Annotated in this window: 14 protein-coding genes, 3 pseudogenes and 1 other annotated feature; of the genes and pseudogenes, 14 read left to right on the top strand and 3 right to left on the bottom strand. The window is 33.8% G+C overall.

The genetic code is table 11. The features are described from left to right. Positions 1-203 precede the first annotated feature (203 nt). The 5 genes and pseudogenes from FS802_RS12240 to FS802_RS12220 form a co-directional block, all read left to right on the top strand. Positions 204-1114, top strand: a pseudogene (locus FS802_RS12240) (MFS transporter); the annotation flags it as partial. Between the two features lie 421 nt (positions 1115-1535). Then, positions 1536-3128, top strand: a complete 1593-nt coding sequence (locus tag FS802_RS12235) for a spore germination protein (protein WP_144525044.1) — start codon at positions 1536-1538, stop codon at positions 3126-3128. Beyond that, complete coding sequence (locus FS802_RS12230; protein WP_098655034.1) at positions 3125-4312, top strand: Ger(x)C family spore germination protein; 1188 nt, start codon at positions 3125-3127, stop codon at positions 4310-4312. The genes FS802_RS12235 and FS802_RS12230 overlap by 4 nt, the downstream gene beginning before the upstream one ends. A 27-nt stretch (positions 4313-4339) precedes the next feature. Beyond that, entirely contained in the window at positions 4340-5428 is a 1089-nt protein-coding gene (locus FS802_RS12225) for a GerAB/ArcD/ProY family transporter (protein WP_088046763.1), read from the top strand. Positions 5429-5870: 442 nt separating this feature from the next. After that, entirely contained in the window at positions 5871-6581 is a 711-nt protein-coding gene (locus tag FS802_RS12220; RefSeq protein WP_000758811.1) for an alpha/beta hydrolase, read from the top strand. A gap of 84 nt (positions 6582-6665) precedes the next feature. On the opposite strand, the gene FS802_RS12215 is transcribed toward FS802_RS12220, so the two are convergent. Then, the gene (locus FS802_RS12215; RefSeq protein WP_000714940.1) at positions 6666-7031 is read right to left on the bottom strand and encodes a YxeA family protein; all 366 of its coding nucleotides are present in this window, start codon (positions 7029-7031) and stop codon (positions 6666-6668) included. Between the two features lie 201 nt (positions 7032-7232). Here FS802_RS12215 and FS802_RS12210 point away from each other — a divergent pair. From FS802_RS12210 to FS802_RS12195, 5 genes and pseudogenes are all read left to right on the top strand, one after another. After that, positions 7233-8497: pseudogene (locus tag FS802_RS12210) on the top strand (Y-family DNA polymerase). Positions 8498-8676: 179 nt separating this feature from the next. Then, the gene (locus FS802_RS31515) at positions 8677-9012 is read left to right on the top strand and encodes a site-specific integrase (RefSeq protein WP_255291799.1); all 336 of its coding nucleotides are present in this window, start codon (positions 8677-8679) and stop codon (positions 9010-9012) included. 23 nt (positions 9013-9035) lie between these two features. Then, positions 9036-9773 carry a tyrosine-type recombinase/integrase gene (locus tag FS802_RS12205; protein ID WP_255291798.1) on the top strand — a complete coding sequence of 246 codons (738 nt, stop codon included), beginning with the start codon at positions 9036-9038 and terminating at the stop codon, positions 9771-9773. Next, positions 9770-11779: a tyrosine-type recombinase/integrase gene (locus FS802_RS12200; RefSeq protein WP_098707341.1), complete on the top strand. Its 2010-nt coding sequence runs from the start codon at positions 9770-9772 to the stop codon at positions 11777-11779. Before FS802_RS12205 ends, FS802_RS12200 begins: the two co-directional genes overlap by 4 nt. Beyond that, the gene (locus tag FS802_RS12195) at positions 11772-12176 is read left to right on the top strand and encodes a DUF6262 family protein (RefSeq protein WP_098655032.1); all 405 of its coding nucleotides are present in this window, start codon (positions 11772-11774) and stop codon (positions 12174-12176) included. Before FS802_RS12200 ends, FS802_RS12195 begins: the two co-directional genes overlap by 8 nt. A gap of 309 nt (positions 12177-12485) precedes the next feature. Here the strand turns inward: FS802_RS12195 and FS802_RS12190 are convergent, their stop codons facing one another. Then, positions 12486-13745 (bottom strand): MFS transporter, encoded by a 1260-nt coding sequence (locus tag FS802_RS12190; protein ID WP_098655031.1) that lies wholly within the window; start codon positions 13743-13745, stop codon positions 12486-12488. An 81-nt stretch (positions 13746-13826) separates the two neighbouring features. Next, positions 13827-14084 (bottom strand) — a binding site (T-box leader). A 527-nt stretch (positions 14085-14611) separates the two neighbouring features. Between FS802_RS12190 and FS802_RS12185 the strand changes: the two genes are divergently transcribed. Continuing rightward, positions 14612-15058, top strand: a complete 447-nt coding sequence (locus FS802_RS12185; RefSeq protein WP_000817662.1) for a MarR family winged helix-turn-helix transcriptional regulator — start codon at positions 14612-14614, stop codon at positions 15056-15058. A gap of 32 nt (positions 15059-15090) precedes the next feature. Continuing rightward, entirely contained in the window at positions 15091-16035 is a 945-nt protein-coding gene (locus FS802_RS12180; RefSeq protein WP_098655030.1) for an acetyl-CoA carboxylase carboxyltransferase subunit alpha, read from the top strand. 760 nt (positions 16036-16795) lie between these two features. On the opposite strand, the gene FS802_RS12170 is transcribed toward FS802_RS12180, so the two are convergent. Next, the gene (locus FS802_RS12170) at positions 16796-17449 is read right to left on the bottom strand and encodes a CPBP family intramembrane glutamic endopeptidase (RefSeq protein WP_098655028.1); all 654 of its coding nucleotides are present in this window, start codon (positions 17447-17449) and stop codon (positions 16796-16798) included. A 188-nt stretch (positions 17450-17637) separates the two neighbouring features. Here FS802_RS12170 and FS802_RS12165 point away from each other — a divergent pair. After that, positions 17638-17922: pseudogene (locus FS802_RS12165) on the top strand (YolD-like family protein). A 122-nt stretch (positions 17923-18044) separates the two neighbouring features. Next, positions 18045-20651 carry a phosphoenolpyruvate synthase gene (ppsA, locus tag FS802_RS12160; RefSeq protein WP_098655027.1) on the top strand — a complete coding sequence of 869 codons (2607 nt, stop codon included), beginning with the start codon at positions 18045-18047 and terminating at the stop codon, positions 20649-20651. Positions 20652-20691: the final 40 nt, after the last annotated feature.

Below are 20691 nucleotides of genomic sequence, written 5' to 3'. Positions count from 1 at the left end.
TCCTACTTTCACTAATGATGAAGTAATCAGGCTAAGCTTGTGTATATATATTTTATGTATTCTGAAAGAGTACATTCTATTCACTTGAAATAGTCTTGCTCATCTAAATTTGATATTATGTTCAAACGTAAGCTTCCGTTCTTAAGTTGATAGTCATCTGGTACTATCCCAATATACGTAGCGAAATAGGACTTAAATGCTAGATAGTTATTTATTTAGCTCCATTTGTATTAATCGTCATTATTCTTGCACTGAAATATTTAATGAAAGTTGCAGATACGACAAAAGCAAGATTGGATATTTGTAAGTGTCATTTTATCAACGATTGATTTTGGTTGTATTTTATTTGAATTTAGTAGTGCAGGAAGTAAGGGATGGGATCATCCGATTGTTATTACAACAATTATTACGGGGGTACTTGTTACACTATTAAATTTATCCGTATTTAAGTATAAAATTTTTACTCTTACATCAATGATAAACGTACTCATCACGATGATTATGTATGCTGATTTAATTCTTTTACCGATATACTTACAAAACGGAAGAGGCTTTACCGTATTTGAATCAGGTTTATTTCTATTATCTGGAGCTGTTATTAATGCATTCTTATCACCTATTACAGGTAAAATGTATGATAAATACGGAGCAAAACCACTCTTTATTACAGGGTTAATATATTATTTCGATGTGGGGTGTAATTGATTTAACTGAATCCACAACGTATATGTATGTAATGGTGCGCACTATTATTTTACGAATTGGGTTAAGCTTTATTTCGATGCCATTAAATACAGCAGGACTAAATGCTTTACCTAGAGAATTAGGTTCACATGGTTCAGCGGTAAATAATACGATTCGTCAATTAGCCCGTGCTATTGGAACAGCAGTTGTTATTACTATATATACGACTCAAGCAACTTCACATGCTGCAGAGTTATCTTTGGAAAAAGGAAACATTACAGCTATTCAACTAGCGAAATTATCTTCTATTTTCGGCTCAAGTGATGCGTAACTATTTATGTTATTCTTATCTTTCGTAGCATTAATCTTTGCATGTTTTATGCCTAAAAAAGTGGCAACTCAAAAATTTGAAAGTGAAGCACATAATTAGAATAGTTTATAGAGTTGTTTAGAAAGTATATGATGAGAGAAAAAGCAAGTGATCTAATATGGAGGTCATTTGCTTTTTCTTTTTATTTGTTTAGGAATTTAACTTTATCTTGTAGAGATATCAAAGGAGAAATGAAAAATTACACCTACAACAATTAAAAGATTGATTATGCATGTAGAGCTCTTATTATTTGTCCTAATCTCATTTTAGAATAAATAACTTATAGAAAAAATTGAATAATTTTCATGTGGAGGGAGATTTTAAGAAGGATGTCGAGGGTATATTTTCCTGTTGTTTTTTAGATAAATGATTACTTAGCCAGAAACTACTTAGTGGAACGGTTTGTAAAGATTTTCTGTCAAGAAATCACTAACACTTAGCTCCAAGTATAAAACATAAACCATTCGATAAATGGGGTAGTGTGATGAAAAAACTTAGTAGAAAACATTTGAGAAAAGATATTCAGGAACTTGAGAATGCAAGTATGCAGATACACTCTAATCAAGATCGTGAGCTTGATCAGAGTGTATCTGCGAATGAAGAAGTTTTGAAACAAGTTTTTGACAATTGTTCCGATATTGTTTTTCGTCCAATATTTATAAATAGCCAAATTAAAATTCTTTTTATTTATATAGACGGATTGGTAAACACCGGTATTGTGGAACAAGTTGTTTTGAAACCAATGATGTTCGAGGGGATGCCTAGTGAACTAAAGGTTATGGATTCAGTAGGAGAAATTATACAAAATCAGCTTATTGCAGTTTCTCAAGTAAAGACGATTTCTAAAGTTCGTGAGGTTATAGAAGCAGTATTGAAAGCGAATATAGTCATTTTGACAGAAGGAGAGAGTCAAGCTCTGGTCGCTGACTTAAAAGGGTTTGAAAAACGGAGTATTGAAGAGCCAGCTGCCGAGATTTCTGTTCGTGGCCCTCGGGACGGGTTTACGGAAACTTTAAGGGTCAATACGAGCCTTATTCGCCGAAGAATTCGGAGCCAAAAACTAAAAATGGAACCTTATTCGATTGGGGAATTGTCACAGACAGATGTGGTGATTACCTATATTGAAGGAATTGCTCCCGATTCGGTTTTAGATGAAGTTCGCCAAAGGCTACAGCGAATTCAAATTGATGGGGTGTTAGAGTCAGCTTTTATTGAAGAGTTTATTGAGGACCAACCTTTTTCTCCTTTTCCACAAATTCAAAATACTGAGCGACCAGATGCGGTGTGTGCAAGTTTATTAGAAGGGAAAGTGGCAATTTTAGTGGATAACACACCTTTCGTTTTAATCGTTCCTATGACATTTTGGACTGGTCTCCAGGCAGCAGAGGATTATTATGAACGATTCATCTACACAACTTTTGTTAGATGGATACGTTTAATATTAATCAATATTTCATTATTTCTTCCTTCTCTCTATGTCGCTATTACAACCTTTCATCCGAAACTAATCCCAACAAATTTGCTTATTAGTATTGCAGCTGCAAGAGAAGGTATTCCTTTCCCAGCTGTTATAGAAGCGCTGATGATGGAATTTTTATTTGAAGGTTTGAGGGAAGCGGGCGTTCGGTTACCAAAACCCGTTGGATCAGCAGTTAGCATTGTAGGGGCACTTGTTATCGGACAAGCTGCGGTGCAAGCAGGTATTATTTCAGCACCATTGGTTATTGTTGTGGCGACAACTGGAATTGCTTCGTTTGCGTTCCCGCGCTATAACTTAGGAACAGCTTACCGGATGCTGCGCTTTCCGATGCTACTATTGGCAGGGATGCTTGGGCTGTATGGTATTGCTATAAGTACCCTTGCGATTTTAATTCATTTAACAAACATACGTTCATTCGGCGTTCCGTATTTAAGTCCGGTTGCGCCTCAGACTCCGCGTGATTTAAAGGATGTTTTGCTTCGAACACCTCGTTGGAACATGACACATCGTCCTATAATGGTATCTGGTAAGGAGAAAGTCCGTTTTCCAGATGGACAACAACCAGGTGCAAAACGGGGAGGGGAAACAGAATGAGCCTACACAAGGCACTTTGTATGATACTAGTAGTTTCTTTATGTTTCTTGACGGGATGCTGGGATCGTACAGAGTTAAATGATTTGGCAATAGAATTAGGGTGGGGACTTGATCACGCGAAGAATAATAAGGTTGAAATTAGCGCCCAGTTTATTATCCCTTCAAAAATGGGAATGGGACAGGGCGGAAGAAGTAATGCAGGAAAATCAGTTTTTCTTGAATCAGGAACTGGAAAGGATACACATGAAGCTGTACAAATGATGCAAACAAAAATGTCGAGGGAAATCTTTCGAGGGCATCAGCGTGTAATATTAATTGGAGAAAAATTGGCTAAAAATGGTCTCGCTCCAGTTTTGGATGCATATAGTCGCGATCCTGATATTCGATTACGAGCAGATGCGTTAGTAGTAAAGGGAAATACTGCAAAAGAGTTTCTGAAAGCATCTATCCCTTTAGAGGCTATTCCGGCACTTGGGGCACTTAAAGAGCATATGCAAATAGAGGCATTGGGAGATACATCGTTATTAAATTTTCTTATTGCTGGTACGAGTGATGGAATCACCCCAATCTTACCAGTTATTAAACTAAATATGTCTCATAAAAAAGGTGAAAACGAGGTCAAAGGGTTTCAAATTGTAGGAGGTGCTATATTTAACAACGATCTTAAATTGGTAGGATACTTAAATATGCAGGAATGGTTAGCTACTCTTTGGATAGTGAATCGTTTAAGTAAACAGACGATTACAGCAACTGCCTCTAAAGGGAATGGTAGTGCGAGTTTATATATGACAAAAATCAAAAGAAAAATTATACCGACTATACAAGGGGCCACAATTAAGTGTGACGTTGTTTTTTCAGGTGAAGGAACGATTCAGGAGAACAATACGAATTTAGATCTTTCGCAGCCAAAAAATCTTACTTTTTTAGAACGTGTAATGGAAAAACAATCTGAAAAACAAGCTCTCCAAACTATTAAAATGGTTCAAAAACAATACGGAACCGATATCTTTGGATTTGGAGAAGCCATTCATCAAAAATATCCATCCGAATGGAAAGGGCTAAAAAAGAATTGGAGTAAGCAGTTTCGAAAAGTGCAGGTTTCTGTTCATGCAAAGCTTACTATTCGGCGAGTAGGACTGACTGGACAGCCGTTGCAGTTAAAGAAAAATGAAATAAAAAAATAAGGAGGAATATAGTGTGTGAGAAATTCGATGAAAATCTCTGGAAGACAAATCTTTTGGATGATGTTCACATTTGAAGTGGGCCAATCACTCCTTCTAGTTATTCCAGCGACGATTCGTACTGCCAAACAAGATGCTTGGATCTCGCTCTTGATTGCAGGGTGTGCAGGGATTGCTCTTACTTTTTTGGCAACTACACTTGGCTCGCTTTATCCGAAGCAAACCCTAATTGAATTTAGTCAAACCATTCTTGGTAAATGGCTAGGAAAACTACTGATGATTCCTTACTTCTTTGGATGGTACATGATAATTTGGATAACGGTCCGTGAATTTGGTGAGTTCATTAGTATCGCTTTGTTTCATAATACACCTTTGTGGATTATTGTTTTTACTGCTATGTTATTGCTCATTTTTATCATTTATCAAGGTGGGGTGGAAGGTATTGGGCGCTTAAGTGAAATCATTGGGCCAATGGTACTTTTAATGATAACGTTTGTAATCATTTTGAATGTTGGTAATATGAATTTGGATTATATGCTTCCTATTTATCATGATTCTGGATGGTTTCCCATCCTTAAAGGTTCCTATACTCCTGTAGCCGCGTTTTTTGGAGAGGCTGTCATGATGACAATGTTCGTTTTCTTTATGGACAAACCCGAACAAGCGCCATCACGGGCGATGTGGGGAGTAGGACTGGCTGTTTTTATGGTAACGATTGGAACATTAGCGGTCATTTTAACATTTGGTCCGAATTTGCCTTCAAGTTTTTTGTATCCGGTTTACGATTTGAGCCGGTACATATCCGTCATGGAATTTATTCAAAATGTAGATATTCTGATTGTTATTATTTGGTTTTTTAGTATTTTTGTTAAACTGGCGTTATACATGTTTCTCGCTTGTTATGGAACAGCACAAATGTTTCATTTGAAGGATTGGCGAAAAGTAGCTTTGGTTCTTGCTCCTATTTCGTTCATCATAGCTGTGTCGGTTAAAAATATCCAGACATTTACTCATTATTACTACATATTTTTCGTAATTCCCATTGCATTTCCTATCTATGAACTAGGAATTCCCTTACTGTTATTGGTGGTTGGCAAAATTCGAAGGAAATATGCATAAACCCAATCGGTAATATGTTCGAATGAAGGTATGCTTCGTTTTTTGACTAAAATAAAAGGAGAAATAGCCTGCTCACAAGCGTAGGCTATTTCGTTATTTATGCATTGAAAGAACATGCGAATCATATAGAGTTTCTAAGACTTTCTATTGAAAAAAGGGAGTGTTTATGAAAAATCCAGTTTCATAGTATGTTTTATGTTTGGAGTAATTCATTCCCTATTGATCGTATTTAGTAGGATGCGTTAGAAAAACGGTCTTGGAAACCTTCTAGTATGACAATCAGAATTATATGGGCTGTATTTGTTACGTACTTATCCTAGAAAATATAGTATAAATTAAAGACGTAAATGAAAACTTGAGCATAATAAAAATGCTCGAGTTTTTATGTTGATTAATGATAATCTAAAATATAGAATATACACATCTTAGGGAGGTCATACATATGAAGAAATGGATAAAAATTATTTTGTACTCTTTATTAGGTATTTTACTTATGGGAAGCATTACTTTTTTTACTTGGTCCCAATTTACTTACAAACCAACGAAAGAGGCTTTGTCGTTAGTAGATGATAAAAAAGATGAAGATAATATAGTATTTGGACAGAAGGATGCTAAGGTAGGGATTATTTTTTATCAAGGAGCTAAAGTAGAAGCTGAGGCTTATAGTTACTTAGGAGAAGCTCTTGCAAAAGATGGGCATTTTGTAGTAATGCCTAAGTTACCATTAAACTTAGCGATACTTGGAATAAATGTAGTAGACAGTGTAATTGAACAGTATCCTGAAGTTCAAAAATGGTATGTTGCGGGGCATTCAATGGGCGGAGCTATGATTTCTAAGTATGCCTTTCAGAATGAAGATAAGGTAGACGGGATCATTTTCTTAGGCTCGTATCCTGCAGATGATTTCTCTACAAAATCGATTCCAATGTTATCTATTTATGGAGAAGTAGATGCTTTAGCAACTGTAGAAAAAATAGAGAACAATAAAAAGTTAATGTCAAAGAATACAACTATGCACATGATAAAAGGGGGAAACCATGCTCATTTTGGCATGTATGGTGAGCAAAAAGGTGATAATGCGAGCTTAATTACATCAAAAGCACAACGAGATGAAACAGTGAAAGTAATTGAACAATGGTTAGTAAAACAATGAGAAGGAATTTGATAAATTTACTGAAAAGAATCTCCTTCCTCAAAAGAGAGAGAATCAAGAGCCAGCTCATATGAGTAGGCTCTTTTATTTATCTTCTATCTCCAATTGCCCCCTTATTTGCTCCGGTATATCCTTTTCCGAAATAACGTCGTAAGAATACACATACTTTCCTTTTACATGAATTTTCAAGTAAGTTTTTCTTATAAAATCATTAGGAGTGCTAGTTCCTACTGTATATTCCTTCTCATTCCTTGATTCATCAACACCTTTTAGGGAGTACATAGCTCGTCCTTTATGATGATAATCTGGAACACCATATCCCTTCGCAATGGCGTATACATTTTTTTCTTCAGCAATCGGATTAAATCTATCTAAATCCCCGCGTAATATGAAAGGTAGTAAGTATATCGGTAGGCCTATTCCTATTATGCAAAGTACAAATTTCTTCATGATTGTTTCTCCTTTTATGTAGTTACATTTTTGAGTATAGAAAAAACTTCTTATGAATATAGAGGGGAATTTCTTAAGTTTTTCTTAATCACGTTTTTAAATTGCGGTTATTTTAACCAAAATTTTCATGAAAACACCTTCAAAAAGAACGTTAGTTCGTATATAATAAGAACAAATGTTCTTTCCTTAGGAGTGATAACCTTGTATGATTATTCTCTTTTACCGAATCGTATTATTCTTTGTGTAGATCTTCGTAGCTTTTATGCAAGCATATCATGTATTAAAAAAGGACTGGATCCACGATATACAAAATTGGCTGTTGTAGGAGACGTACACCGGAGTGGATCGATCGTATTGGCAGCAACACCACCATTAAAAGCGTTAGGAATAAAGAAGATGGCAAGATTGTACGAAATACCGAAGCGACCAGATATTATTATTGTGAATCCAATTATGCATACGTATATGAAGTGTTCAACTTATATAACAGGTTTAGCTTTACAGTATGTTGCGCCGGAAGATTTTCATCAATATAGTATTGATGAGTTTTTTATGGATATGACTGCGAGTATTCATTTGTTTGCGAGTAATCCGTGCGAGTTTGCATTAAAGTTCAAGCGAGAAATATATGAACGTACACGGATCGAAAGTACGATTGGTATTGGGCCAAATTTATTATTGAGTAAAGTAGCGATGGATGTGGAAGCAAAAAAGAATAAAGATGGAATAGCGCAGTGGACGTATGACGATATACCCGAGAAGTTATGGAGTATTAGACCGCTCAGTAAATTTTGGGGTATATCGTATAAAACGGAAATGAAATTAAATCAAAAAGGTATACATATGATTGGGATTTAGCGCAGTACCCATTGAAGTATTTAAAACAATCATTTGGTGTAATAGGAGAAGAATTACACTTGCATAGTAACGGGATTGATTTGAGCAGAATAGCAGAGAAATATGTTCCAGCGACAACATCTATAGCGAAAAGCCAAATATTATTTCGTGATTATTCAATAGAAGAGTTCATCGTTATTTTATTAGAGCATATAGAAGAAGTTTGTTACAGGTTGAGAAGAGAAAAGAAATACGCGCAAACGATTCATTTCTCAGTCGGATATAGCAAGGAGTATGGTGGAGGAATAAAAAAGGTACATACGTTAAACAGAGCAACAAATTTAACAATGGATATTTACAATGTTTGTACATATTTTTTACACGAACGGCACACAGGAGAGCCGATTCGATCGATAAGTATTTCATTAACAAATTTAATAAATGAAGGGGAAGAGCAAATTTCACTTTTCGATAACATTATACAAAGAGAAAAAGAAATGCGATTAACGAAGGTGATGGACGAAATTCGAACACGATTTGGTAAGAACAGTATTTTACGTGGAATTTCCTATACAAACGTCGCAACAGCAAGATATAGAAACACATTATTAGGAGGGCACAAATCGTGAAGAATGCTAATATGCCAAAAGGAAGAGGAATGGTATTAACAATAGTATAATATATGAGTAGAGATAACGTATACAACGATAGGTAGTTCTCTTTTTTTGTCTCTTTGTAGAAGCTATAATAATAGTAAAAAGAGATAGTATTTATAGTATAGATAGATTGAACAGTTGGAGGTGGAAAAATGTTTAAAGTACAAAGTATTATTACATCGTTTGGGGAAGAACGTTGGATGGTTTTACATAACAATGGTGAACCAGTTATCCCAATCATGAAATTTATAAAACATAAGGATTCTTTAGGAAAAGCACCTAATACACTTAAAACGTACTGTTATCATTTGAAAATATTCTGGTGTTTTCTAAACGAAAAGAATAAAGATGACAGAGAAGTGGATATAAGTTTATTAATAGAATTTATTCATTGGTTAAGAAAATCAACAGATGATATAAATACTATCTATTTAAATGACACAAAGAAGTTAGCGCTGCTAAAAGAACTGAATATTCCGTTAACTTAATCACTAATTGTGTTATCGAATTTTTGGACTACCAATGGCGTAGTGGTCAAATCTTATTTAATGTAAAATCCAAAGTTACAAAAGAAGTCCATAATACAAGGCGGAAGTATCGTAAATTTTTAGATCATATAACACATACCCCAACAACCAAAATTAATATTTTAAAACTTAAGGAACCTAAAAGAAAAATAAAAACCATTACTACTAAGCAGGCGGAATTGATTCATATAGCATGTAACAACATAAGAGACGAGTTAATGATTCGTATTTTATATGAAGGAGGATTAAGAGCTTCTGAGCTATTAGGTTTATGGATAGAAGACTTCAATATCAATGATAGTAGTATCACTGTTAGAGAATCCAAAACACAAGCTGGAGAAAAAAGAAAAGTATATGTATCAAATGAAACAATGAATTTATTTCAAGATTATATTATTGATTATCATACTAATGATGTAGATTCTAACCATGTGTTTATTAATTTAAAAGGAAAAAATAAAGGGAAACCAATGCAATATTGGGCTTTGCAAGCTGTTATACGAATATTGTCTAAAAAAACGAAGATAGACTTTACCGCTCATACACTTAGACATACATGCGCAACACACCTTTATGATTTAGGTATGGATGCTGGTATCATTCAAAAATTATTAGGACATGCCCAGGTACAAACTACTTTAAACATGTATATTCATCCATCAGAAGAAACTATAAGAAAGCACTGGGATGAAGCCCAGCAGCATAGGAGAATGAGAAAATGAATATCGTAGCTATTAATTCCAATAAAATACAAAGTAAAGTTATGAACGACCTTAAAGGTTATTGGGCTTTAGATGAATGGAAAATCGAAGAGTTTCCCCTGCCAGATAGAAGAGGAAAAATTAAAGAAACAAAAAAAATTGTTGATTTCAATAAAATTAGTAATGAATATATTAAACTGGAGATAAAGTACTATTCTTTTTATTCTTTAACCAATGAAATTTGGCTTTTATCCAGCTTTATCGAGAAGCATTTTTATAAAATGTACTTTCTTTCAAAATTTTTAGTCGAAAAATTCCCTCAAGTCACATCGATAATTGATATTCCTTACACTACATTATTAGATGAATACAAATTATATCTAACTGAAAATAATAAGCCGTTAAAATACCCCAATCATCGTGGAGGAGAATTTATTTCACCTTATCTTGGAGTATGTAAAAGTTTATATGATTTTTTCTCTAATTATTATGACGAACGACCTGAACATCAAAAAGATAAATGGAATATAAAAAGACTAGGGATTCCATATAATATGTCTCGAAGAGACAGATTTCTTAATTTCACCAGTATAAAATTTCCCTTTCGGGAATTAGTTAAAAAGTATGTAAATCAAACATTACTTATACACCAACAAATTACCTTTGCGACCGCCCAAAATATTTTAAAGAAAATGTATTTGTTTTTTGATTTCATTGTAGAAACGTATCCAAAGTGGATAGATTTACAGAATCTACAAAGACAGGACATTGAAGATTTTTTATTTTATGTTAGAAATCGTGAAATGGGAGGAAAGAGTTATACGAAAAATCGTGTTCCTAGTAATCGTCATGTAATAGAGTGCCTTTCAAATGTCAGAAGAATAATTGAATATATGCAAGGTTTTGAATGGAAAGAAGCACCTAAAACCCCTGTTAACAGATTAATATTTCTCGAAGACTTTCCTCGAAGAGAAAAGAAAAACTATCACGAACATGTTAAACATGTGCCAGATTTTATATGGGAGCAAGTGTTGGAAAATCTACATAATTTAGATTCGGAAATTGCACGATTAATAGTCATTATGGAAGCAACAGGATTTAGAGTCTCAGATGTATGTCAGTTACAATTAAATTGTCTAGCATATAAGCAAGATGGTTGGTGGTTGGTAGGAGATCAACGAAAAGTAAATGTAAAAGAACATATTGTTCCTATTTCAGAAGAAATTGTGGAAATCGTTAAAATACAACAAGAATATATTAACAATCATGAAAAGAAGCATAACAACTTAAATCAATTTTTGTTCCCTGTTCTTACTGGAAAAAATAGAGGGATGGCCTTTTCACAAAAATCGGTTACCTATGCATTAAATCAACTAGCCGAAAAATATAAAATCCTTGATAAAAATGGAGAAATATTTCTATTTAAGAACCATGCTTTTCGACATAGATATGGGGTCAATCTAATTAATAATGGTATGAATATTCTTCATGTACAAAAGTTAATGGCACATACTAGTCCTGAAATGACATTAACTTATGCAAAAATTTCAGATAACACTCTTCGTAGGGAATGGGAAAAAGTTCAAAACTCAGTGCGTATTGACACAACTGGAGAATTAATACAAGCCAGTCTCCCCGAGCAGGCAGAAGAAAACGGTTTGGAACTAGAATGGATTCGCCATAACATGGACTCTATTCGTTTAGATCATGGATTATGTATAAAAAGTCCTAAGGTTAGCTGTGAATTCTTAGATTATTCGTTAGAAACCCCTTGTATTAAAAATAATTGTAGAAGTTTTCATGTAGATACAACATTTTTAGATTACTATAATGTACAGATATCGAAGATGGAAGAGGATATTATAAAATATCAAACTAGCGGTCGTACTCGTTCTATTGAATTGATTAAACCAAAACTTAATAAGTATAAGGAAATTAGAGATTCATTGAAAAATGAAATTGGGATTTTCGGTATGCCGAAACATAAACGTGAATATATAGGAGAGGAAAGAAAAATTGATGGTTAACAAACATCCGAATACAATGGGGTTATTGAATCATGCTTCTAAAAAAAAGAAGAAAACACAATATCGAGTGAATGAAGTAATACAGTTAATGATTAAAGACGGACAAAAAATCAATTTTAATTCAGTTTCAGAAAAAGCCCTTGTTTCTAAAGCATATTTATATAGAGAACCCTTAATCAGAAAAAGGATTGAAGAGTTGCGTCAACAGCAAGAAGGAATACACGATTTAAAAAAGATAAAAAGAAATACATCTGATACTTCAAAAGATGTAATTATAGAAACTTTAAAAAATAAAATAAAGCTACTAAGACAGAAAGTTAAGACACTAGAAGACGAAAATCATCAACTGAAATCTCAGATAAAGAAAGATTTAGGGAAACTTTATGAAAATTTATAAGTGAAAATCCGACTTAAAGCTTATGAGTCGGATTTTTTACTCAATAGTTTTAATTCATCGGATACAGAAATAGACATACAAAAACGCCATCCTTTCCTATGATTCTACAGAAAGGATAACGTCTTTTTAGTTTTATGGATAGTGCAAAACTTTAGCTTTATAGCAATACTTTATATAGCCGTTTAATAATTAATTCTGTTATTTACCTATGTTTACATGACCTTCGTTATCGGTAATAAAAAGAATCTTTCAGTAAAGATCCTTTTTATTTCATCACTATTATTTAATTTTATTTATTAAACAAAGAATTTATTGAAACGAATCTTTAAGCTCAGTTGAATTAGAATAGAATTTTGCTTTTGATGGTTGAACACTGCAAATAAATAGTATGATAGATATCAAAAACATTACAAATGCTCCTGAAACTACAACAAATCGTATAGATATAAGCTCAGAAAAAATACCAAAGATCACAGTGACGGTAATAATTAAAAAAGCCTCAATAAACCCGTAAATACTTACAACTCTGCCCATCACATCAACAGGTATATTGTTTTGATAAAATGTGTAAAAACCGGTATTAGAAAAGGCAGTAGCAAATGATAAAACAAAAACCCCTACAGATGCTATAAAAAAGGTATTAGAAGATGTAAAAATCATATAACCTACTGCAGTTATTAAGGAACCCATACCCATAAGCCATGAGGTAGGTATTTTTTCATTAATTATTGCATTAGATAAAGAACCTACCAATACTCCTGCTCCAGCAATGCTGACTAAAATTCCATATTCACCTTCAGATAAAGAAAGTATCCTAGTTGCAAAAGCAGCTTCCAACGAATCTGTAGCTGTCATCATAACTACCATCACACTAAATAAAAGATAAATTATCATGACATATAGAAACTTACGGCTAAATCCAATAACAAGTTTCCAATCATCTATTAATAATCTAATAGATAACTTTGTTGTATTTGATGTTTTTTCTAACTGTGCAGAGGATTCAACATTAGGCATTCCTACTGTAATTAATGCAGATAAAAATAAAGCTACAGCATTGATATAAATAGCCATATTAGGTGTACCAATTGTAAACATCATTCCTGCTATTGCTGGTCCAGTCAAAAATGCTCCGGAATCAAGTAGGCTACGTAAAGAATTGAAACGTTTTCTTTGTCCTATTGGTATTAACTTTGTAATATAAGTTACCGATGTTGAGTGGTACATTGAGCTCGCTATTGTAATAAGAAAGACCATAGCATATATAAGCCCTAAAGAAGAGAAGAAAGGTAATAATGCAATTAGCACAGTCTGAAAGACACCTAGTGCTATCATGAGATATTTTTTATTTAAACGATCTACAAGACTTCCTGACCAAATGTTAGTAAACAATGTTGATAAAGCCCTAATAATATATAAACCAGAGACAGCAATTGCCGATTCTGTTATGTTAAGAACGATTAAGTTTAGAGCAATAAAGTAAACCCAACTTCCAACACTTGAAACACCAATACTAAACAATAAGATAGATGGATACCGCCAAGTTTCCAATGTTTTTTTTAGACTCAATTGAATTCCTCCTAAAATATAATCAGATAGAATACAACACTTAAAACAAAATAAAAAAATCCCACCCCCAAGACTTGAAGTCTTAGGGACGAGATTTATCATCGCGGTGCCACCCTAGTTTATTAATATGTCGCCATATTAACCTTATCAGGTACGGCATTTAAAAAATGCTTATACCTTAGCTCTATAACGGGAGCTCCCGTCACATCACCCCCTCCTAAAAGGTTCCGACGTGCTGCTCTGAGGCTTGCTTCAATAAAGAAATTCTAACCCTTTTTCAGCTACCAGGGTTCTCTGTATAGAATTCACTTTATTTACTCTTCTCTTCATCGCATTTATTTTTTATATAATATCACCTATTGGTATCTGTGTAAATATCTGAATTTTTTTATAATACAAAAACCTATTAAGATATATGATTCTCATCTAACAACTAAAAAAAGAAAAATACTTCAGAGTAAAAATTATTTGCAACTTTAATACAAAGTCGCTTATTTTTTCGTTTTTGGGGGGTACTATAAAATTTTAGCTTGATAGCAATGTGGTGCTACCCCATGCCCATCAACTTAAGAATTTAGAAATCCCCCAAAAAATTATGAGTTTTTTGTTACAAGTTATCACAAAATTTTCGTTTTTTGGGTAGTTTTATTTTCTTAGCTTGATTGCGATGAGCGGTACCCCATAAAGGCCCCTGATACATAATTGATGTTCTGCCATTTGTAGAAAACAATCCACTTATACCATTTTAACAAGAAGAAATATCTCGTCCATGTTGTAATATTGGCTTACGTTAAGCTTGTGAAAAAAACATATTCATGTATAATACAATTGATGTATGATACATTAGTTGTAGGAGGGTGACCTATTTGAAAAGAGAAGATGCCTTAAAACTAAGAACAGATATTAAGAAAATGATTATAATAACTGGGGTTTTTGAATCTCAAAATTTGCCCAATGGACCATTTGAAAAACCTTTACCAACTTCTCAAATGATGGCGTTAGAGGAACTAGAGGTGGAAAAATTAACTGTTTGGCAACTATCCAATAAACTTAGATTAGAGACTTCAACTGTAAGTAGATTGGTAGATAAGTTAGTAAAAAAGGGGCTTATTTATCGTGAAGTAAATGAAAAAAATAGAAGAGAACTTTTTCTGCACCTCACAGAAAAAGGTCACATAACTGTTAATTGCTTAAGAGAGCAATCCATTACATTTTATCAAAGTATTCTCAATAATTTATCAGAATCAGAACAAAAAATAGTTGTGGATGGTTTTGAATTATTTATTGATTCTATTTCTAAGCCTTTTGATTAGAGTGAGGTAAATCATAACATTTGGAGGGTAAAATGAGTTTGGATTTTGAACGTCCTATTATTGAATTAAAAGAGAAATTTGATGAATTAAAGAAAATTATGAAAGAAAATAATGTAGATTTATCGCCAGAAATTCATGTATTAGAAAAACGTTTAAATAAAATGCAAGATAAAATTTATTCTAATATTACACCTTTTCAACGAGTTCAAATTGCAAGGCTACGTAACCGGCCCACGACATTGGACTATATACCTTTATTGTTTACAAACTTTCTCGAACTTCATGGTGATCGATTATATGGTGATGATAAAGCAATGATAGGTGGTATTGCAAAATTTAAAGGGATACCCGTTACGGTTATTGGTCATCAAAGAGGTAGAAATACAAAGGAAAATATAGAAAGAAATTTTGGAATGGCACATCCAGAAGGTTATAGAAAAGCGCTAAGACTTATGAAACAAGCTGATAAATTTAATCGCCCTATTATTACATTTATTGATACAATAGGCGCCTATCCAGGGAAAGGGTCTGAAGAACGTGGAATTTCTGAAGCGATAGCTCGAAATCTATTTGAAATGGCTACACTTAAAGTGCCAATTGTTTGTATTGTAATTGGAGAGGCATCAAGTGGTGGAGCTCTTGGCATTAGTGTCGGTAACCATATCCATATGTTAGAGTATTCATGGTACTCGGTAATTTCGCCAGAAGGAGCAGCATCTATCCTATGGAAGGACGCTAAGTATGCTCCAGAAGCTGCTGAACATATGAAAATTTCAGCAAAAGATTTAAAACATTTAGGAATTATTGATGAAATCATTCCTGAAATTAAAGGTGGAGCACAAAATGATATAAAATCACAGGCAAAAGTGATTGAATCTGTAATCGAATCATCTCTAAAAAAATTGATACTATTATCCTCGGAAGAGCTTATACAACAGCGGTATGAAAAGTATAGACAAATAGAGAATTATAAATGAAAATATTTAAAGTCCGTATTACATTTCGGAGGATTCTCACAAAAAAATTCTAAATATTTTGCAAGTAACCTCTTAAACTGGGATATGCTGATACTATTACTCTACAAAAGGTGTGTGATCGGTATGGAAAAGGAAAATTTGTTCAAATGGAAGCATTATCACATACCCATCAACTTAAGAAATTGATTGTTCCCCAAAACGAAAAAATGAGCTGAATTCTCATAAATAACTGTAAAAAGGTGAAAATTTCGGTATGGGGGTATCTCAAAAGCTTAGGTTGATGGCAATGTGGTAATACCCCAATAGGGAGAATATTGTATTAGGGGGAGGAATTTGACGTGTGTTATTTATGAGAGGCTCATTGTACATATACATGTGTACAATGATTGGGACATTCATATTTCTAGAAAACTTGAAAAAATGTCTTGATAAAAGTTATAAAATACGTACTTCCGACTAATATATTAAAACTTAAAGAACCTAAAAAATAAGAATGATCACTACTAAATAGGCATTCAAAATACGAATTCATATTTTGAATGCCTATTTGAAAATTTTCGAAGTCAATATAGTTTGTGTCAAACATTGAAGAATCCTTTTATAGGTGTAAATATATATATATTTCTCATGTATCTGTCCCTGAAATGAATGGGTATTTTATCTATATTCTAAGTAATATTTTCTGTTAAGTAAAAAAGAACCCTAAGGTTCTTTTTGTTTTTATGTTATTGTTTGTTACTTATAAGTACAATGTAATTTTTTATTTAAAAAGCATTGGTAAAAATCCAATAATGTCGAAAGCAAGGTGGCAAATCCAACTTACCCAAACACTCTTTGAATTTTTCCATATATAATTCAGTAATAACCTAACAGGGACTATAGTTATCAATAATTGCATTGGCACGAAACCATAAGCAGGAATATGCCACAAGGCAAACAGAACGCTACATATTATTGATGCTGTACCAAATTTTAATCCTAATTTTTGTAATGCGATGATTATGTTAGTACATAGCAATTCTTCACCCATTAACATGAATGGTACACGGGTCAAAATCATCGAAACGCTTATTACTTGAGCAACAGAATTTGTAGTTGGAGGTTCAAAAATATAGTTATATAGTGTGCCTAAACCCATGCCCACTATGATTGTTAAAGGTAAACCCCAGAGTAATGTTTTAAATTTAAAATGTTTGAATTGCTCTAAAGATATTTTCCCTAAAAAATAGTATCCTATAATTCCACATAATACAAGATTCCATGAAGCTTCAAGAATCATTTCTAATAATTCAGGTATATTACCTACTATAAGTGCAATACATTGATATACAATTCCTGAAATAATTAATAATCCTAAAGCCAAAAGAGATTTTGAATCAATTTTCTTTTTTGTTTCTATAATCTTTGTTTCCACAACAACCCCTTCTTTCTTATTATTTCATTAATTACAAATATATAATAACATATATTATCCCTAATTAATGGTAATTCAGAAGGGTGCCATAACTTTTGTATAATATCGTTGTATAAATGCAGTAAAGCGATTTTTTAAACAAACTTAATAGGCTTATTTAGCATGCCTACTTTTTTATCGTTGCTAGTATGCCAGAGCAGTTCGCCTGTATTAAAGAAATGATACATGAGCAAACGAAAGTCCCGCGTCCAATCTTAACGCAAGATGCAAAAGAAATGATTGAAAATAAGCTGTTAATTTTGTATTTAGGTGAGGAGGAGGTTTTACAATACATAGTATAGTGGTGGCTACTTATATAAAAATTACATAACTGTAGTTGATATAAATCCATTAAATGAGTCGATTACTTGTACACGGATGCTTTTCATAATCAAAGAATGTTTAAGTTTTGTGATGTAGTTGAAGTGAATTAGAGGGGGAGGAATATCTCTTCCTAACTTAATTATATCATGTAAATCAAGTTCGAAATAGACTGTTTATTCGTATTGACTCCTGCTACAATCAAGTACACATGCAAAGTAAGGAGAGATGTTACATGAGTTCTTTCGTTCTCGATTTTCAGGAAATAGGAAAAACGCAGCTTTCACTCGTTGGTGGAAAAGGTTTGAATTTAGGGAAGTTATCTAACATTCAAGGGATACAAGTGCCAGAAGGATTTTGTATTACAACGGTAGGGTATGAAAAGGCTATCGAGCAAAATGAAGAGCTTCATACTTTGTTGCAGCAACTAACAAAGTTAAAAATGGAAGAGCGCGCTCAAATTGGTGAAATTAGTAAGAAGATCAGAGAAGTCATTATGGCAGTAGAAATCCCTTCTGATGTAGTGGAAGCGGTAGCTCATTATCTCTCACGTTTTGGAAATGAACATGCGTATGCCGTGCGTTCTAGTGCTACGGCTGAAGATTTACCGTATGCCTCGTTTGCTGGTCAACAAGATACGTATTTAAATATTATCGGAGAAGAAGCGGTTTTGCAGCATGTAAGAAAGTGCTGGGCTTCTTTATTTACAGAGCGAGCAGTTATGTACCGCATGCAAAATGAATTTGAACATAATCAAGTTTCTATATGTGTTGTCGTTCAAAAAATGGTTTTCCCTGAGGCTTCGGGAATTTTATTTACTGCTGATCCGGTTACTTCTAACCGAAAGGTAGTATCAATTGATGCCAGTTTTGGACTTGGTGAGGCATTAGTATCAGGACTGGTTTCTGCTGATAATTATAAAGTAAAAGAAGGCGAAATTACTGAAACGATAATAGCGACTAAAAAAGTAGCTATTTGTGCATTAAAAGAGGGCGGAACGGAGACGAAACAGATTGATCCAGCTCAGCAAAAGCTTCAAACTTTGTCTGAACAACAAATTTTACAACTAGCAAGTATCGGAAGACAAATTGAAGCTTATTTTGGTTGTCCGCAAGATATTGAATGGTGTTTAGTAGATGATACATTTTATATTGTCCAAAGTCGCCCAATCACGACTTTATATCCAATACCAGAAGTAAATGATGAGGAAAATCATGTGTATGTATCGGTTGGTCACCAGCAAATGATGACTGATCCTTTGAAGCCATTAGGAATGTCTTTATTCCAGTTAACATCTTTTGGACAGAGGTTTCAAGCTGGAGGAAGGTTGTTTGTTGATGTTGCACAAAGATTGGCTTCGCCTACTAGTAGAGAACTTTTATTAAATATGATAGGGAATTCGGAACCGCTTATTAAAGATGCATTAACGACTGTAGTCGAGCGAGATGATTGTATTACATTGTTACCAGAGGATGAAAAAGAGAAGAGCGTTGGTAAAAGTGGTCCACCTGCAAGTTCGCAGCCACAAATCGAAAACAATCCAGCAATCGTTACGGATTTAATAAAGAAGAATCAATCATCAATCGAAGAGTTAAAACGAAACATGCAAATGAAATCAGGGGTGGATGTACTTGATTTTATTTTGGAAGATATTCAGCAATTAAAGAAAATATTATTTGATCCGCAAAGTATGGCTGTCATTATGGCAGGTATGGATGCTTCAACATGGATCAATGAAAAGATGGAGCAATGGCTAGGCGAAAAGAATGCAGCAGACGCGCTTTCTCAATCGGTACAAAATAATATTACGTCTGAAATGGGGCTAGTATTACTAGACGTTGCAGATGTAATTCGTCCGTACCCAAAAATTATTGCGTATTTACAACATGTAGAAAATGATAACTTTTTAGATGAATTAGTTCAATTTAAAGGCGGAGAAAAAGCTCGAGATGCCATCTCTGCTTTTCTAAATAAATACGGAATGAGATGCAGCGGAGAAATCGACATTACGAAAACGCGCTGGAGTGAAAAGCCAACAACCATTGTCCCAATGATTTTAAATAATATAAGAGACTTTGAAGCTGGCGCTAGTAAACGGAAGTTTGAAGAAGGACTACAGGAAGCTTTGAAAAAAGAAGAGGAGTTAGTAGATCGATTGCAGCATTTGCCGGAAGGTAAACAAAAAGTAGAAGAAACGAAGCGAATGATTCGCAACATCCGTAATTGTATCGGTTATCGTGAATATCCAAAATACGGCATGATTAATCGTTATTTCATATATAAGCAGGCATTATTGAAAGAAGCTGAGCAACTTGTGCAGAGCGGGGTCATTCATGAAGTCGATGATATATACTACCTAACTTTTGAAGAACTTCACGAAGTCGTCCGCACAAATAAACTAGATTACGAGCTTATTCATCAACAAAAAAATGAGTACAAATTATATGAAAAACTAACGCCTCCCCGCGTTATGACGTCTGATGGAGAAATTATTACAGGTAAGTATAAACGAGAAAATCTTCCAGTTGACGCGATTGTAGGTCTGCCTGTTTCTTCAGGAGTTATAGAGGGGAGAGCTCGCGTTATTTTAAACATGGAAGAAGCGAATTTAGAAGAGGGAGATATATTAGTTACTGCTTTTACTGACCCTGGCTGGACACCGTTATTTGTTTCTATAAAAGGGTTAGTTACCGAAGTTGGCGGACTTATGACTCACGGAGCAGTAATTGCACGTGAATATGGATTACCAGCAGTTGTTGGGGTAGAGAATGCTACGAAATTAATAAAAGATGGGCAACGAATTCGGGTACATGGAACAGAAGGGTATATTGAAGTGTTGTAATGAAACAAAAGATCATCCGCTATTATAGTGGATGATCTTT

It is taken from the genome of Bacillus sp. DE0042, assembly GCF_007680225.1.
Lineage (GTDB): Bacteria > Bacillota > Bacilli > Bacillales > Bacillaceae_G > Bacillus_A > Bacillus_A wiedmannii.
The sequence above is the reverse complement of the archived record's forward strand: the minus strand, read 5'-3'. Positions and strand labels throughout refer to the sequence as shown.